At 74.5% G+C, this 15,058-nt stretch carries 14 protein-coding genes; 3 read left to right on the top strand and 11 right to left on the bottom strand.

Going from position 1 to position 15,058, the window contains the following annotated elements:
• Positions 1-92 precede the first annotated feature (92 nt).
• Entirely contained in the window at positions 93-1,046 is a 954-nt protein-coding gene (locus tag ACFWR9_RS35245) for an LLM class F420-dependent oxidoreductase (protein ID WP_383849605.1), read from the bottom strand.
• Positions 1,047-1,137: 91 nt separating this feature from the next.
• Here ACFWR9_RS35245 and ACFWR9_RS35240 point away from each other — a divergent pair, with 91 nt between their 5' ends.
• Positions 1,138-2,784 (top strand): PucR family transcriptional regulator, encoded by a 1,647-nt coding sequence (locus tag ACFWR9_RS35240; RefSeq protein WP_383849603.1) that lies wholly within the window; start codon positions 1,138-1,140, stop codon positions 2,782-2,784.
• Between the two features lie 7 nt (positions 2,785-2,791).
• On the opposite strand, the gene ACFWR9_RS35235 is transcribed toward ACFWR9_RS35240, so the two are convergent.
• The 6 genes from ACFWR9_RS35235 to ACFWR9_RS35210 all read right to left on the bottom strand — a co-directional run bounded on the left by ACFWR9_RS35235 (position 2,792) and on the right by ACFWR9_RS35210 (position 8,823).
• Positions 2,792-3,940, bottom strand: coding sequence for a glycosyltransferase family 4 protein (locus ACFWR9_RS35235; protein ID WP_383849600.1), 1,149 nt, complete (start codon positions 3,938-3,940; stop codon positions 2,792-2,794).
• Between the two features lie 187 nt (positions 3,941-4,127).
• Positions 4,128-4,886: a hypothetical protein gene (locus ACFWR9_RS35230; protein ID WP_383849597.1), complete on the bottom strand. Its 759-nt coding sequence runs from the start codon at positions 4,884-4,886 to the stop codon at positions 4,128-4,130.
• Between the two features lie 33 nt (positions 4,887-4,919).
• Positions 4,920-6,638 carry a DNA repair protein RecN gene (gene recN, locus ACFWR9_RS35225; RefSeq protein WP_383849646.1) on the bottom strand — a complete coding sequence of 573 codons (1,719 nt, stop codon included), beginning with the start codon at positions 6,636-6,638 and terminating at the stop codon, positions 4,920-4,922.
• A gap of 160 nt (positions 6,639-6,798) precedes the next feature.
• Positions 6,799-7,704 (bottom strand): NAD kinase, encoded by a 906-nt coding sequence (locus tag ACFWR9_RS35220; RefSeq protein ID WP_356365409.1) that lies wholly within the window; start codon positions 7,702-7,704, stop codon positions 6,799-6,801.
• Positions 7,701-8,516, bottom strand: coding sequence for a hemolysin (locus ACFWR9_RS35215; protein WP_383849595.1), 816 nt, complete (start codon positions 8,514-8,516; stop codon positions 7,701-7,703). The genes ACFWR9_RS35220 and ACFWR9_RS35215 overlap by 4 nt, the downstream gene beginning before the upstream one ends.
• A gap of 7 nt (positions 8,517-8,523) precedes the next feature.
• Positions 8,524-8,823, bottom strand: a complete 300-nt coding sequence (locus tag ACFWR9_RS35210; protein WP_383849592.1) for a hypothetical protein — start codon at positions 8,821-8,823, stop codon at positions 8,524-8,526.
• A 42-nt stretch (positions 8,824-8,865) separates the two neighbouring features.
• On the opposite strand from ACFWR9_RS35210, the gene ACFWR9_RS35205 reads away from it, so the two are divergent.
• Positions 8,866-9,213, top strand: a complete 348-nt coding sequence (locus ACFWR9_RS35205; RefSeq protein WP_383849589.1) for a sterol-binding protein — start codon at positions 8,866-8,868, stop codon at positions 9,211-9,213.
• Here the strand turns inward: ACFWR9_RS35205 and ACFWR9_RS35200 are convergent.
• The 4 genes from ACFWR9_RS35200 to ACFWR9_RS35185 all read right to left on the bottom strand — a co-directional run bounded on the left by ACFWR9_RS35200 (position 9,197) and on the right by ACFWR9_RS35185 (position 13,568).
• Positions 9,197-10,045 carry an ABC transporter ATP-binding protein gene (locus tag ACFWR9_RS35200; RefSeq protein WP_383849587.1) on the bottom strand — a complete coding sequence of 283 codons (849 nt, stop codon included), beginning with the start codon at positions 10,043-10,045 and terminating at the stop codon, positions 9,197-9,199. The genes ACFWR9_RS35205 and ACFWR9_RS35200 overlap by 17 nt on opposite strands.
• A gap of 293 nt (positions 10,046-10,338) precedes the next feature.
• On the bottom strand, positions 10,339-11,421 hold the full coding sequence (locus ACFWR9_RS35195) for a FecCD family ABC transporter permease (RefSeq protein WP_383849585.1): 1,083 nt from the start codon (positions 11,419-11,421) through the stop codon (positions 10,339-10,341).
• On the bottom strand, positions 11,418-12,464 hold the full coding sequence (locus tag ACFWR9_RS35190) for a FecCD family ABC transporter permease (RefSeq protein WP_383849583.1): 1,047 nt from the start codon (positions 12,462-12,464) through the stop codon (positions 11,418-11,420). The genes ACFWR9_RS35195 and ACFWR9_RS35190 overlap by 4 nt, the downstream gene beginning before the upstream one ends.
• A 72-nt stretch (positions 12,465-12,536) precedes the next feature.
• A complete protein-coding gene (locus ACFWR9_RS35185) occupies positions 12,537-13,568 on the bottom strand; it encodes an HAD hydrolase-like protein (RefSeq protein WP_383849580.1) in 1,032 nt (343 codons plus the stop codon).
• A 72-nt stretch (positions 13,569-13,640) separates the two neighbouring features.
• Between ACFWR9_RS35185 and ACFWR9_RS35180 the strand changes: the two genes are divergently transcribed.
• Positions 13,641-14,933 (top strand): DUF1015 domain-containing protein, encoded by a 1,293-nt coding sequence (locus tag ACFWR9_RS35180; protein ID WP_383849577.1) that lies wholly within the window; start codon positions 13,641-13,643, stop codon positions 14,931-14,933.
• Positions 14,934-15,058 lie beyond the last annotated feature (125 nt).

Genomic DNA, 15,058 nt, shown 5'->3' with positions numbered 1-15,058 from the left:
ACCAAGGCGATCTCGTCCAGGCCTGCCTGCGGTTCACGACGAGCGGGGCCCACGGAGGCTGAGGCCGCGGCGGTGGGCCGGACCCCGGTGTTTCAGCCCGCCAGCGCCGTCAGCGTCCGTTCCCCGCCCGGGTCGCCCGCGGTGGCCGGAACCAGGGCGATCTCGTCCAGACCGGCCTCGGCGTACTCGTCCATCCGCGCCCGCACGGTGTCGAGGCCGCCGAGGAGGCCCACCGTGGCCGCCGCCTCCGTCGGCAGCGCGCGCAGCAGGGTTTCGGGGTCGGCGCCGGTACGGGCCGGCGCGACCGCCTCGCCGAAGCCGGCCGCCTCGAACATCTCGCGGTAGCCGGGCACGGTGAGATAGCCCACGACGCTGCGCATCAGCTGGGTGAGCGAGGCCGGGTCGGGGTCGACGGCGGCGGGCACCCACGCGGCCAGCGTCGGCGGGGTGCGCCCCGCCTCTTCGGCCGCCGCGAGCAGCTTGGCGCGCAGTACGCGGACCTGCTCGGGCGAGACCACGTCAAGGAGCATCCGGTCGGCGTACCGGGCGGCGACGGCGATCGCGCGGTCGCCGAAGGCCGCCACGGTGAGCGGGCCGCCCGGGGGCCGGTGCCGGCGAGTGAACCCGCTGCCGGGCACGACGGGCTCTCCGGGCGCCCCGTGGAGCAAGTCCCGCAGGGCGGCGGCGGTCTCCTCCAGCACGGCCGCCGGCCGCTCGCGGACCCTGCCGTGCACGCCCTCGACCACGCGCTTGCTGGACGTGCCGAGGGCCACGCCGACCGGCCGTCCGGTGACCGAGGCCACCGACGCGGCGCCGCGCGCGATGCCGTACGGATCGCGCACCGACACGGCGACCGGCCCGGCGGTGAGCGCGATCCGACCGGTGCCGGCCCCGACGGCCGCGGCCAGCACGAACGCGTCCCAGGTCGGTCCCTCCCCCAGCCACACCTCGGGATAGCCCAGCCGGTCGGCGCACACCGCCACCCGCAAGGGCTCGTCCAGGGAACTGTCGTCCTCGCGTGCGGCGGCCACCACCGTGATCTTCATACCGGGTGCCCTACCCGGCTGCCACGCGGCCAACCGGGTGTCCGCGGCCCGCGGATGTCCCGGGCGGGCGCCTGCGGGTAGCGTCCGGCTCATGGACAGCGGCAGGAACAGCGGATTCGACACCCAGGGCGCCGGGATCACCGTGCAGCGGGCACTGGAGCTGCCCGGGCTGCGCAGCGGCCTGCCGGAGATCCTGGCGGGCGCCGACCGGCTGCACCGCACCGTGCGCTGGGTGCACGCCGGCGAGGTGCCCAACATCGCCTCGCTCCTCAAGGGCGGCGAGCTGCTGCTGACCACGGGGTACGGCCTGGGCACCCGCCCCGCCGAGCAGCGGGCGTTCGTCCGCACGCTGGCCGAGCGCGGCATCGCGGCCCTCGTCGTCGAACTGGGCCCGCGTTTCGCCCGGCTGCCCGCGGCCCTCGTCGACACCGCCCGGACGGCCGGGCTGCCGCTGGTCCAGCTGCACCGCGAGGTGCCGTTCGTGACGGTCACCGAGGAGATCCACACCGAGATCGTCAACGGCCACTACGCGCTGCTCCAGCGGGCCGAGGAGGTGCACCGCCGGTGCACCCGGGCCCTGCTGGGCGGCGGCGGAGTCCCCCAGGTGCTGGGCATCCTGGCCGACTTCGGCGACAACCCGGTCTTCCTGGAGACCACCGACGGCCGCCTGCTGTACGCCGCCGGGTCCGGGCCCGAGGGGGCCGACCCGCTCCAGGTGTGGGAGGGGCTGCGCGGCCCGCAGAAGGACGCACCGCCGCCGGCCGGCTCGGTCCTGGTGGACGTGCCCGGCGGCGGGCCCGGCGCCGGGTCGGTGCGGGCGCGGCTGGTGCTGCTGCCGGTGCGCTCCCCGCTGGCGCCGGTGCACCGGATGGCGGCGGAGCGGGCGGCGGGCATCCTCGCCGTGGTGCTGATGCAGGCGCGGCAGGAGGAGGAGCTGGCCGCGCGCGGGCGCGGCGACTTCCTCAGCGACCTCGCCGAGGGCCGGATCACGGCGGAGGACGCTCCGGCCCAGGCTCGCGTCCTGGGCTTCAAGCCGGGCGACGGTCCGCTGCTCCCGGTGGTGATGCGGCTCGGCGACGCCCTGTCCCCGGCCGGCGGCGGCTGGGCGGTGCTGGCCCGCGCCGTCGCCGAGGAGCTGGCGTCGGTGGGGGTGCCGGTGCTGCTGGGCGTACGGCCGGTGGAGGGCCGGGTGCCGCTGCTGCTCGGGCTGCGTTCGGAATCGGAACGGGCGGCGGTCGCGGACCGGGTCGCCGCGGCGCTGCGGGCGGGCGCGGAGCGGGCCGGGATGCAGCGGCCGGGGGCGCAGCCGCCCGTCGTGGTCGTCGGGATGGCCGGCGGCTGGGCCGCGGCGTCGGCGGGCCTGCGGCACGCGGCGGAGACGGCGACCGCGGCGCAGGGGCTGACCGACCGGCCCTGGTACGACGCGCGGCGCCTCGACATCGACCTGCTGCTGTGGCGGCTGCGCGACCATCCGGACCTCGCGGCCTTCGTGGACCGGGCGATCGGCCCGCTGCGCGACCACGACGACCGCTCGAAGCCGCCGCTGCTGCCCACGCTCCAGACGTACCTGGCGCACGCCGGCCGCAAGGCGGAGACGGCACGCGAACTCCACCTCAACCGGCAGACGCTCTACAACCGGCTGGCACGGATCGGGGAGTTGCTGGGCACGGACCTCGACGACCCGCAGACCGTACTGGCGCTGAGCCTGGCTCTGCGCGCCCGCCGGCACGTGCCCTGAGCCGGGCCTAGAGCAGCGGTGTGGGCTGGGTCAGCTCGTCGTAGACGCTGAGGACCTGGGCGACGGTCTCGTCCTCGGTCGGCCAGGTGGCCGCCTGCCGCGTGCCCCGCTCCCGGAGTTCGTCCCGCCGGCCGGGGTCGTCGAGCAGGCGGACGACGGCGTCGGCGAGTCCTTCCGCGTCCCCGGCCGGGACGAGTTCGGCGGCGTCGCCGACGAGTTCGGGGATGCCGCCCACCTCGGCGGCGACGAGCGGCACGCACGCGTGGAGCGCCTCCTGGGCGAGCACCGAACGCCCCGTCTCCCGGCGGGCCGGCAGCAGCGCGAGGTCGGCGGCCGCCAGCAGGTCGGGGACGTCGTCGCGGCGGCCGGCGAGCAGCACCGGCAGCCCCTCGCTCTCGATCCGCCCCTGCAGCTCCCCGCGCAGCGGTCCCTCCCCCGCGACGACGACCAGCGGTACGGGATCCAGACGGCGCCACACACGCGCGGCGTCGAGCAGGACGTCGTACCCCCGGTGCCACTCCAGGGAACCGACCGCGACCAGCAACGGGCGTTCCACCGCGCCGAGTTCGGCCCGGAGTTTCGGGCGCAGCCGGTCGGGGTCCTCGGGTCCGGCCGGGTTTCCCGGTCGGACGGGGAGCGCCACGGGGCCGAGCCGGGCGTCCCGCGCGCCGGTGCGCCGGGCCCCGTCGACCAGCCCCGAGGTGGTGCCGAGCACGACGGTGGCGGCCTTCATCACCCGCCGTTCCAGCGCCCGCAGCAGATGGGCGCGCGCTCCTTCGGCGTGCGCGCGGTCGTGCCAGGTGACGACGAGCGGGGTGCGCACCCGCCGCCCGCCCAGGGCCAGCACCGCGCGGAAGGAGGCGTGCAGTCCGTGCGCGTGCACCAGGTCGGCGTCCGCGCACACCGCCCGCAGCGCGGCCACCGAGACGGGATCGCTGCTGCGCGGCACGTGCACGTGCTCGGCCCCGGTGCCCGTGAAGTCGTAGGTGCACTCCGCATCGGAGGGGGCGCACACCGTGACCTTCACGCCCCTGGCGACGAGCCCCGCGGCCAGAGAACGCACGTGCGCGCTGCTGCCGGCGTTGCCGCCGCCCAGCACCTGCACGGTGCGCAGCGGCGACTGGCCGTGCGGTGAGTGGCTGCTCACGGGGGTCACCTGGCCGGGGCTCCTGGTTCGGCGGGGGTGGGTCACGAAGAACGTACAGAACGATGGTGCGGAGGATGTGCGCCGCGCGTCCTCCCGCGCGTCACACCGTCAAGGATGCCAGGCCGTACGGGTGTTCCGGGAACGACGGCCGCCGCGTGCGGTCGACCACCGGGGCAACGGAACGGCACCAGTTCACTCACACGAGTGAGCGGCGCGGTCCGGCCGCGCGCTCACCGCGGACCGCCGCGGCCACGAGCGCGACCGCGTGCGCGGCGACCATGGCCCGCCCGCCCGCGGTCACCACCGCGACCCCGAGGGCCGCGCCCAGCGCGTGTGCTCCGGTGTCCCCGAGCATGGTGCGCTCGGCGACGTCGTCGGGCAGCACGGCCGCCGCCGCTCCCATGGCGACGGCCGCCGTCTCCGCCCCGGGGCCCGCGCGCAGCAGCCCCGGCGCTCCGAGCGCGAGGACCGCCGCGCACGCCCGGCCGGGGCGTACGTCCACGAGGTTGACGAAGTGCGCGGCCCCGGCGATGACGACACCGGCCAGCAGCCGGTCCAGGGGCCGTTGCTTCAGCATCGCCCCCGCGGCGAGCGCGGCCGCGGAGATGCCGAACAGCTTGACCGCCCCGCCGGTGACCTCGCCGTCCCGCAACGCCGTCAGATGCGCCCGGAACCCGCGCCGGGAGTCGCCGGCGCCCGCCACGTCGTCGTAGGCCCCGCAGGCACCCGCCGCGAGCACGGCGAGCCCGGCGGCGGGCCGCACCCTCGCCGTGCCGACCGCCGCCGCCAGGGCGCAGGCGGGCCCGGCGTACAGATCCACCGTCCGCCCCGCGTGGTTCTCGCGCTCCCAGCGTTCCCGGCCGCCCGGCGCCACGGCGCGCAGCGCGGTCAGGCCGGTCCGCGCGAGAGCGGCGGCGAGGGCGAAGGAGGCGGTGCGGCCACTGCGGTTGATCATCCGGACACCCTACGGGCGTCCGAGACCCTGCCTCTACGCGTCCGCACGAGCGGTTTCGAGCAGTTCCTCCGCGTGTGCCCGTGCCGTCTCCGAGTCCTCCTGGCCGGCCAGCATCCGGGACAGTTCACGGATCCGCTCCTCGCCCTCCAGGACCTTCACGCCGGAGCGGGTCACGGACCCGTCGTTCGTCTTCTCCACCAGCAGCTGCCGGTCGGCGAACGCGGCCACCTGCGGCAGATGCGTGACGACCACGACCTGCGCGCTCTTCGCCAGCCGCGCGAGCCGCCGGCCGATCTCCACCGCCGCCCTGCCACCGACACCGGCGTCGACCTCGTCGAAGAGGTACGTCGGCACCGGGTCCGTGCCCGCGAACACGACCTCCACGGCCAGCATCACGCGCGACAGCTCACCGCCGGACGCGCCCTTGGCGATCGGCCGCGGCGGCGCCCCCGGGTGCGGGGCGAGCAGCAGCTCGACCTCGTCGGCGCCCGACGGCCCGTACGCGACCGCGCGTCCGCCGACCTCGACGCCCTCCGGGTCCTCGGTCTGCCGGATCTCGAACGACACACGCGCGTGGGGCATGGCGAGCGAGGCCAGCTCGGCGGTCACCGCGGCGGCGAACCGCTCGGCGGCCTCCGTCCGCGCGTCCGACAGGGCCTGGGCCAGCCCGCCCAGTTCCGCCCGCAGCGCGTCCCGTTCGGCGGTCAGTTCGCCGATCCGCTCGTCGTCGCCGTCCAGCTCGGTCAGCCGCGCGACACTCAGCTCGGACCAGGCGAGCACGGTGGCGACGTCCTCGCCGTACTTCCGGGTCAGCGCGGTGAGCGCGGCCCGCCGCTCCTCGACCGCGGCGAGCCGCAGCGGATCGGCGTCCAGGTCGTCCGCGTACCCCGCCAGTTCCCCGGCCACGTCCCGCAGCAGGATGCCGACCTCGCCGATCCGCTCGGCGAGCGCTGCCAGCGCCGGGTCGTGCGACCGTACGGCGTCCAGGGCGCGCTGCGCGCCCGCGACGAGGGTCGCCGCGTCGACTCCCTCGGGGTCCTCGGGGTTGCCGGCCAGGGCGGCGTGGGCGGCCGTGGCGGCCGACGCGAGTGCCTCCGCGTGTCCCAGCCGCTCGGCCTCCTCCGCCAGCTCCACGTCCTCACCGGCGCGCGGCTCGACGGCCGCGACCTCGTCGAGGCCGTAGCGCAGCAGGTCGGCCTCCTGGGCGCGCTCACGCGCGCGGGTGGTGATCTCGTCCAGTTCGGTGGCGACGGCCCGCAGCCGCCGGTAGGCCCCGGCGTACTTGTCCAGGGGCCCTGCGACCGCGTCGCCCGCGTACCGGTCGAGCGCCTGCCGTTGCCGGGACAGTTTGAGCAGCCCCTGCTGGTCGGTCTGCCCGTGCACGGCCACCAGTTCGTCGGCCAGCTCGGCGAGCATCCCCACGGGCACGGACCGCCCGCCCAGATGCGCCCGCGAGCGTCCCTCGGCGGACACGGTACGGCTGATCAGCAGCGCCCCGTCGTCCAGCTCGGCCCCCGCCTCCTCGGCCCGGACGGCGGCAGCGGCGCCCCCGGGCACGGCGATCCGTCCCTCGACGACCGCGCTCTTCGCCCCGATCCGCACCAGCGCGGCGTCCGCGCGTCCGCCCAGCAGCAGGCCGAGGCTGGTGACCACCATGGTCTTACCGGCACCCGTCTCACCGGTGACAGCGGTGAACCCGGGCGACAACTCGACCACGGCGTCGTCGATGACTCCGAGCGACCGTATCCGCATCTCCTCAAGCACGGACACGACCTTACGAGGTCCGAGCCGGGGAGTGCGACCGGCCCGCCTTTGTCACCCAGGGGAGTGGACGCGCCCCTTCAGGGGCGCGGGGAACTGCGCGAGAACCACACACAACCCGCACACGCCACGCTGCCCCGGCCCTACGCCGCTAATGCGGAGCTCCCCGCCACCCGGAAACCGGCAACGCAAACTTCGCCACCAGCCGGTCGGTAAATGACGCGTGGTGCAACCGAGCCAAGCGCACCGGCACCGCCCCCCGCCGAACCTCCACCCGCGCACCCGGCGGCAACTCCACCGTCCGCCGCCCGTCACACCACAACACCCCCGGCGGAACATGAGGCAGCACCTCCACCGCGAGCACGGAATCCGGCGAGGTCACCAACGGCTTCGCGAACAGCGCGTGCGCACTGATCGGCACCATCAGCAGCGCCTCCACCTCGGGCCACACCACCGGCCCGCCGGCGGAGAACGCGTACGCCGTCGACCCGGTCGGCGTCGACAGCACGATGCCGTCGCAGCCGAATCCGGTCACCGGCCGCCCATCGATCTCCAGCACGACTTCCAGCAGCTTCTCGGCGCCGGCCTTCTGCACGGCGGCCTCGTTCAGCGCCCAGTCGGTGTGCACGATGTCGCCGTTGCGGTGCACGACGACGTCGACGGTCATCCGCTCCTCGACCTCGTACGCCCGGCTCACCACCCGGTCGACGACCTTGTCGAGGTCGTCCCGCTCGGCCTCCGCGAGGAAGCCGACCCGCCCGAGGTTGACCCCGAGCATCGGCACGCCGGAGGCGCGGGCGAACTCGGCGCCGCGCAGCAGCGTGCCGTCGCCGCCGAGGACGATCAGCAGCTCGCACCCGTCGAGGCACTGCGGAGTGGCCTCGCCGACCAGCTCGACCTCACCCGGCAGCGGCAGGTCACACGCCTCGGCCTCCAGGACCCGTACCCCGATCCCGGCCCGCAGCAGCCCCTTGACCACCAGCTCCGCGCTGCGGATGGCGGCGGGACGCCCGGTGTGGGCGAGCAGGAAGACAGTACGAGCTCGGTTCTGTGTCAACGCGGCCCCTCCGCCACTGCACGGTCAACGTCGGCCGGGTCCAGTGCGCCGGCCCCGGCCCGCAGCCACAGAAAGTACTCGACGTTCCCGGAGGGACCGGGCAGCGGACTGGCGGTGACCCCCTTCACACCGAGTCCCAGTTCCCAGGCCCGGTGGGCGACCCCCATCACGGCCTCGGCCCGCAGCTGCGCACTGCGTACCACTCCCCCGCTGCCCAGCCGCTCCTTGCCCACCTCGAACTGCGGCTTCACCATCATCACCAGGTCGGCGTCCGGCCGGGTGCACCGCGCCAGGGCGGGCAGCACCAGTCCGAGCGGGATGAAGGACAGATCCCCCACGACAAGATCCACGGGCTCCCCATCGATCGCTTCGAGCGTCAACTCGCGTACGTTCGTACGGTCCTTGACGGTGACGCGTTCATCCTGCCGGAGACTCCAGGCGAGTTGTCCGTATCCCACGTCCACGGCGACGACGTGTGCGGCGCCCGCGCGCAGCAGTACGTCGGTGAAGCCGCCGGTGGAGGCGCCGGCGTCCAGCGCGCGGCGTCCCTCGACGGCGAGGCCCCGCGGCCCGAACGCCGCGAGGGCGCCGGCGAGCTTGTGGCCGCCGCGCGAGACGTAGTCGGGATCGCCGTCGTCGTCGGTGACCACGATCGCGGCGGCCGTCTCCACCTGCGTGGCGGGCTTGGTCGCGACGGTCTTGCCGACGGAGACCCGCCCGGCGGCGATCAGCTGGCTCGCGTGCTCGCGCGAGCGCGCCAGCCTGCGGCGGACCAGCTCCGCGTCGAGACGGCGGCGTGCGACTCCTGCCACGTTCGGTTCAGCTCCTGTTTTGGTACGGCGATGGGGGCGCCGGGGGTCCCGGGCGGGCGTCGAGCGCGGTGAGCGCGTCGCGCAGCCCCCGGTGTACATCCTCGTACACCTCGACATGTCCGTCCGTGGCCAGGTGGTCGGCGTCGGCCAGCCGCGCCAGCCGGGCGTCGACCTCGGCGTTGCCGGTCGGGGTGCGGGGGAGGCCCAGCGGGGAGGGAGCCGCGGGCTCGTACCCGGACTCCGCCTCCTGGGGCTCCGGCCCCGCCCCGTTCTCCTGGACCGCCGGCTCCGGTACTGCGTCGCTCATGCCCCGACGCTACCGCGTACCGCTGGGGTACGGTTCGTCCCGATGGCGACGACTGAGGAGTGCCGCGCCGCACTCGACAAGCTCTCGGACAGCATGCGGGGCGCCGAAGGGGACGTGCGGTCCGCCGCCGCGCTGGACCGCTCGGTGAGCTGCCACATCACCGACCTGGACGTCACCTTCGCCGGACGCATGGCGGACGGCGGTATCGACGTGCGCGAGACGCTGGTGGGGCCCCCGCGCGAGAAGGCCGAGATCAGGCTGGCGATGACCGGCGACGACCTGGTGGCGCTGGTCGCCGGCGAGCTGAACTTCGCCAAGGCCTGGGGCTCGGGCCGGGTGAGACTGGAGGCGGGCCTGCGCGACCTGTTCCGGCTCAGGAAGCTTCTGTAGCCGCCACCTTCTGAGCCGCCTTGCCGAGCTGCGTACCCCCCGCGCCCCGCGCCTTGCGCGCGGCCGGCACCACCAGCGGCGTACCCGTCTCCGGATCGTCGATGACCTGGCAGCGCAGCCCGAAGACCCGCTCGACGAGATCGGCCGTGACAATGTCCCTCGGCGCGCCCTCGGCGATGATCTCCCCCTCGCGCAGTGCGATGAGGTGGGTGGCGTACCGGGCGGCGTGGTTGAGGTCGTGCAGGACCGCCACCAGCGTGCGGCCCTGCTCCTCGTGCAGCTCGGCGCACAGGTCGAGGACGTCGATCTGGTGCTGGATGTCCAGATACGTCGTCGGCTCGTCGAGGAGCAGCAGCGGGGTCTGCTGGGCGAGCGCCATGGCGATCCACACACGCTGGCGCTGACCGCCGGAGAGCTCGTCGACGTAGCGCTCGGCGAGTTCGGAGATCCCGGTCTGCGCCATGGACTCCTGGACGACCCGCTCGTCCTCGGTGGACCACTGCCGCAGCAGGCCCTGGTGCGGGTAGCGGCCGCGGCCGACGAGGTCGCCGACGGTGATCCCGTCGGGCGCGATGGACGACTGGGGCAGCAGGCCGAGGGTCCGCGCGACCTGCTTGGCGGGCATCGACTGGATGACCGACCCGTCGAGGAGCACCCGGCCCTGGGTGGGCTTGAGCATCCGCGACAGGGCCCGCAGCAGGGTGGACTTGCCGCACGCGTTCGGGCCGACGATCACGGTGAAGGAGTTGTCGGGTATCTCCACCGACAGGTGCTCCGCGATGACCCGCTGGTCGTAGGCGAGGGTGACGTTCTCGGCGGTCAGGCGGTTCACGTTGCTCCTTTGGTTGTTAGGGGGTGTCGTTCGGATCACGTCGCAGACGCGGGGTCTTCCACGCCCACCTGCGGCGTTGTCGTCACTCGCCGACTCCCCCACGCTCGGCTTCGCTCGCGCGGGGGGACCCCCATCGCGTCGCCCGCCGCGGCAGCGGCTGATGTCAGCGTCTCCTCCGCCTTGCATCTGGACGCGCCAGACCCCGCTCACCGGCGCTGAAAGGAACCGCCGATTTCCTGCAACCTGATCCGACCGACACCCCCTAAGCCCGCTGCGGGCACCGGTGCCGGCGCTCATATCCGGCCCGCCTTGCGCTCGGTGACCAGCAGCCACAGCAGATAGACGCCGCCGAGTACGCCGGTGACCACGCCCACGGGCAGCTGGTCGGCGCCGAAGGCCCGCTGCGAGATCCAGTCGGCGCTGACCAGCAGGGCGGCGCCCATGCACAGGGACGGCAGCAGGTTGGGGCCGGGCGAGCGGGTCAGACGCCGGGCGAGCTGCGGCGCGGTGAGCGCCACGAAACTGACCGGGCCCGCGGCGGCCGTGGCGGCGGCGGTGAGCAGCACGGCGGCCACCATCAGCAGCCCGCGCACCCGCTCGACGCGCACGCCGAGGGCGTACGAGACGTCGTCGCCCATCTCCATCATCCGCAGCGCCCGTCCGTTGGTGAGCACGAGCGGCACGAGCACGGCGCACAGCGCGAGCAGCGGCCAGACCTGGTCCCAGTCACGGCCGTTGAGAGAGCCGGTCATCCAGACGACGGCGCGGGAGGCGTCGACGATGTCGGCCCGGGTGAGGAGGTAGCCGTTGACCGCCGTGACGATCGCGGACACGCCGATACCGACCAGGACCAGCCGGTACCCGTGCACCCCCCGCTTCCAGGCGAGCAGGTAGATGGCGGTGCCGGTCACCAGGCCGCCGGCGAGCGCGCCGAAGGTGACCTGGGCGGAGCTGCCGGAGAACAGGACGATCATGGTGAGCGCCCCGGCCGTCGCCCCCTGTCCGAGTCCGAGCACGTCCGGACTGCCGAGCGGGTTGCGCGAGATGGCCTGGAACAGCGCGCCGCCCACCCCGAGCGCGGCGCCGACCAGCAGTCCGACCAGGACCCGCGGCAGCCGCAGTTCGTTGACGATGAACTCCTGGCCGGCGTTGCCCTCGCCGGCCAGGGTCCGCAGCACGTCGGCGGCCGGTATCTCGAAGTCGCCGGTGCCGATCAGCACCACGCTCGCGGCGAGCGCCACGACCAGCAGCAGGGCGACGACGACCACGGCCCGCACGTCGAGGCGGAACGACAGGCCACCCGGGCCACGGACGGATCGGTTGCTCTTCGCGGTCCTCGCGGTCTTCGCGGTCTTCGCGGTCTTCGCGGTCCTCACAGCTGGGCCGTCCTCCGCCGTCGTACGAGATAGATGAAGACCGGCCCGCCGAGGACGGCGGTGACGATGCCGACCTGCAGCTCCGCGGGCCGCGCGACGATCCGGCCGAGGACGTCCGCGCCCAGCAGCAGCACGGGCGACAGGATCGCGGCGTACGGCAGGATCCAGCGCAGGTCGGGCCCGGTGAAGGAGCGGACGATGTGCGGGACCATCAGGCCGACGAACACGATCGGCCCGCAGGCCGCGGTCGCCGCCCCGCACAGCACGGTCGCGGCGAGCATGGACAGCGCCCGGGTGCGGTTCAGGTTGGCGCCGAGGGCCTTGGCGGTGTCGTCGCCCATCTCCATGGCGTTGAGCGGCCGGGCGAGCGCGAGCGCGAGGATCGTGCCCACGCCGAAGAACGGCAGCACTTCCATGATGGTGTCGTTGGTCGCCGAGGCGAGCGAACCCACCGTCCAGAAGCGCATCCTGCCCAGCGCCGCGTCGTCCATGATCATCACGGCTTGGAGGTAGCCGAACAGCGCGGCGCTGATCGCGGTGCCGGCCAGCACCAGCCGCACCGGCGTGGCCCCCCGGCTGCCGCCAAGGAACCAGACCAGCGCGCCGACCCCGGCCGCACCGGCGAAGGCGAACCAGACATACCCGGTCAGCGAGGTGACGCCGAAGAAGGTGATGGCCGTGACGACCGCGGCCGAGGCTCCCGCGTTGATGCCGAGCAGTCCGGGGTCGGCCAGCGGATTGCGGGTGAGCGCCTGGAGCACCGCGCCCGCGAGGCCGAGCGCGGCGCCGGCCAGCAGACCGAGGACGGTCCGCGACTGCCGCTCGCCGACCACGACGTCGCCGTAGGTGCCCGAGTCGTGGAACAGACCGTGCCAGACCTGCGCCAGGGACAGGTCCTTCGCACCGATCGCGATGCTCGCCAACACGATGGACACCAGCACGGCCACGGACACGGGCAGCCCTGCGGCACGCAGGACACGGCGCTTGGCGGGCGGAGCGGGGGCGGTCTCCGCGCGCTGTTCGGGGGGACTCTCGACCAACACGTTGGTTAGGCTAGCCTACCCTGCCAAGCGATCACGATCCCGTGGCGCGCGACCGTCGCCCGTCCCGGCGGCTCACCAGCCCAGCCGTGCCAGCGCCTTCCCCGAGTCCAGGCCGCACCCTTCCTCCCCGCCGGCCGTCCAGGCCGCCGCGCACAACGCGCGCAACCCGTCCAACGCCTCGCCCTCGCCCTCCAGTGCCAGCCGCTCCTCGCCCGCCGTCGCCGTCCAGCCGCCGCAGCGGAATCGGCCGTCCGCCTCCCCGGTGACCTCCGGCTGCCCGGTGAGCAGTCCGCGCAGATCCGCGTCGACGTACGTCGGCCGGTGCCGCGGCGGTGCGGACAGCAACTGCGCTCCGTCGGTCACGCCGGTCAGGACGAGCAGCGAGTCGACCTCCCCGTTGAACGCGCCCTCGATGTCCGTGTCCAGCCGGTCCCCGACCACCAACGGCCGCCGCGCGCCGGTCCGCAGGATCGTCTCCCGGTGCATGGGAGGCAACGGCTTCCCCGCGACCTGCGGCTCGGCGCCGGTCGCGATCCGTACGACCTCCACCGCCGCGCCGTTGCCCGGGGCGATGCCCCGGGCGCCCGGAATCGTCAGGTCGGTGTTGGACGCGTACCAGGGCACGCCCCGCGCGATGGCGTAGCACGCCTCGGCGAACCGCCCCCACGGCAGCTCGGGCCCGCCGTACCCCTGCACCACGGCCGCCGGGTCGTCCCCGGCGGACTCCACCGGTTCGAGGCCGCGTTCACGCAGCGCCACGCGCAGCCCTTCGCCCCCGATGACCAGCACCCGCGCGCCCGACGGCACCTGTTCGGCGATCAGCCGGGCCACCGCCTGGGCGGACGTGATGACGTCGGCGGCGTCCGTCGCGATCCCCAGCTCGGTCAGGTGCCCGGCCACCGCGTCCGGCGTCCGCAGCGCGTTGTTGGTCACGTACGCGAGGTGCATGCCGCCGTCGCGGGCCGTGGCGAGCGAGTCGACCGCGTGCGCGATCGCGTTCCCCCCGGCGTAGACCACGCCGTCCAGGTCGAGCAGCGCCGTGTCGTACGCCTCGCTCAGGTGCCGCCCACTGCCCGCGGGCCTCGTCCTGACGCTCCGGCTCATTGCACATCGCTCCTCGTTCGACGCCTTTCCCCCGATCATCCCCCATGCCACCGACAGACGTACGATGCCGGGATGAACACTGCAGGTCACCCGGAAGCAACGGCGCACCGGGGCCTGGAACTCACGCCGTTCCGAGGCCTCCGCTACGACCCCGACCGGGTCGGCAGCCTGGCCGCCGTGACGTCCCCTCCCTACGACGTCGTGGTCCGCCCCGACGGCCTGCTGCACCTGGAGTCAGCCGACCCGCACAACATCGTCCGCCTGATCCTGCCCCAGGCCGCCACTCCGGAGGCGCGCCACCAGCAGGCCGCCCAGACCCTGCGGCGCTGGCTGGCGGAGGGCGTCCTGACCACCGACCCCGAACCGGGCCTGTACGTCTACGAACAGCGCGACGGCGACGTCCTCCTGCAACGCGGCATCATCGGCGCCCTGCGCGTGTCGGACCCCGCCGAGCGGGTGGTCCTGCCGCACGAGGACGTCATGCCGCACGTCGTCGCCGACCGCGCGGCGCTCATGCGCGCCACCTGGACGAACCTCGAACCCCTGCTGCTGACCTACCGCGGCGACGACACCACGTCCGCCACGACCGCCCTCGTGGAACGCACCGCCGAACAGCCGCCGCTGCTCGCGACGACCACGGAGGACGGCTACCGCCACCGGCTGTGGTCGGTCACCGACCCCGACACAGTGGCCCGGGTGGGTACCGAGCTGGCACGGCACCAGGCCCTCATCGCGGACGGCCACCACCGCTGGGCGACCTACCGCACCCTCCGCGCGGAGCACCCTTCCCCCAGCGCGTGGGACCACGGCCTCGTCCTCCTGGTCGACACGGTGCGCTATCCACTGCGGGTCCGCGCCATCCACCGCCTGCTGCACGACCTCTCCGTGACGGACGCCGTCGCCGCCCTGGACGGCCACTTCCACGTCCGCCGCCTGGAGACCCCGCTGGCCGAGTCCCTGGACACCTTGGCGAGGGCGACCGACGCGGGCAACGCCTTCCTGCTCGCCGGCGACGGCGCCTTCCATCTCGTGGACCGACCCGAACCCGGCCTGCTGGCCCGCACGGTCCCCACCGACCGGCCCGAGGCCTGGCGCACGCTGGACGCCACCGTCCTGCACACCACACTCCTCGCCCACGTCTGGCACATCCCCGACGACTCGGCGGCCCACATCTCCTACATCCACGACACGGCGGCCACGGTCGAGAAGGCGGAACGCGACGGCGGTACGGCGGTGCTGATGCACCCGGTCCGCGAGGAGGTCGTCCGCGACCTGGCCCGGCAGGGCGTCACGATGCCCCGCAAGTCGACGTCCTTCGGCCCGAAGCCGGCCTCCGGTCTCGTGCTGCGCGCGCTCGACGCGTAACGCGAAAGGGGCGGGGCCCGAAGCACGGGGCCCCCCCCCCCCGTGGAACGGCGGGCGGGGAGGCCGCCGGGGCGCCGGCGGCAGCCGGCGGGACCAGGAGCGGGTACCCCAACGGCCGGGCGCGC

Origin of the sequence: Streptomyces sp. NPDC058534, assembly GCF_042717365.1 — a bacterium.
GTDB lineage: Bacteria > Actinomycetota > Actinomycetes > Streptomycetales > Streptomycetaceae > Streptomyces.
Note: the sequence above shows the minus strand (reverse complement) of the source record. Positions and strands in the feature narration are given on the sequence as shown.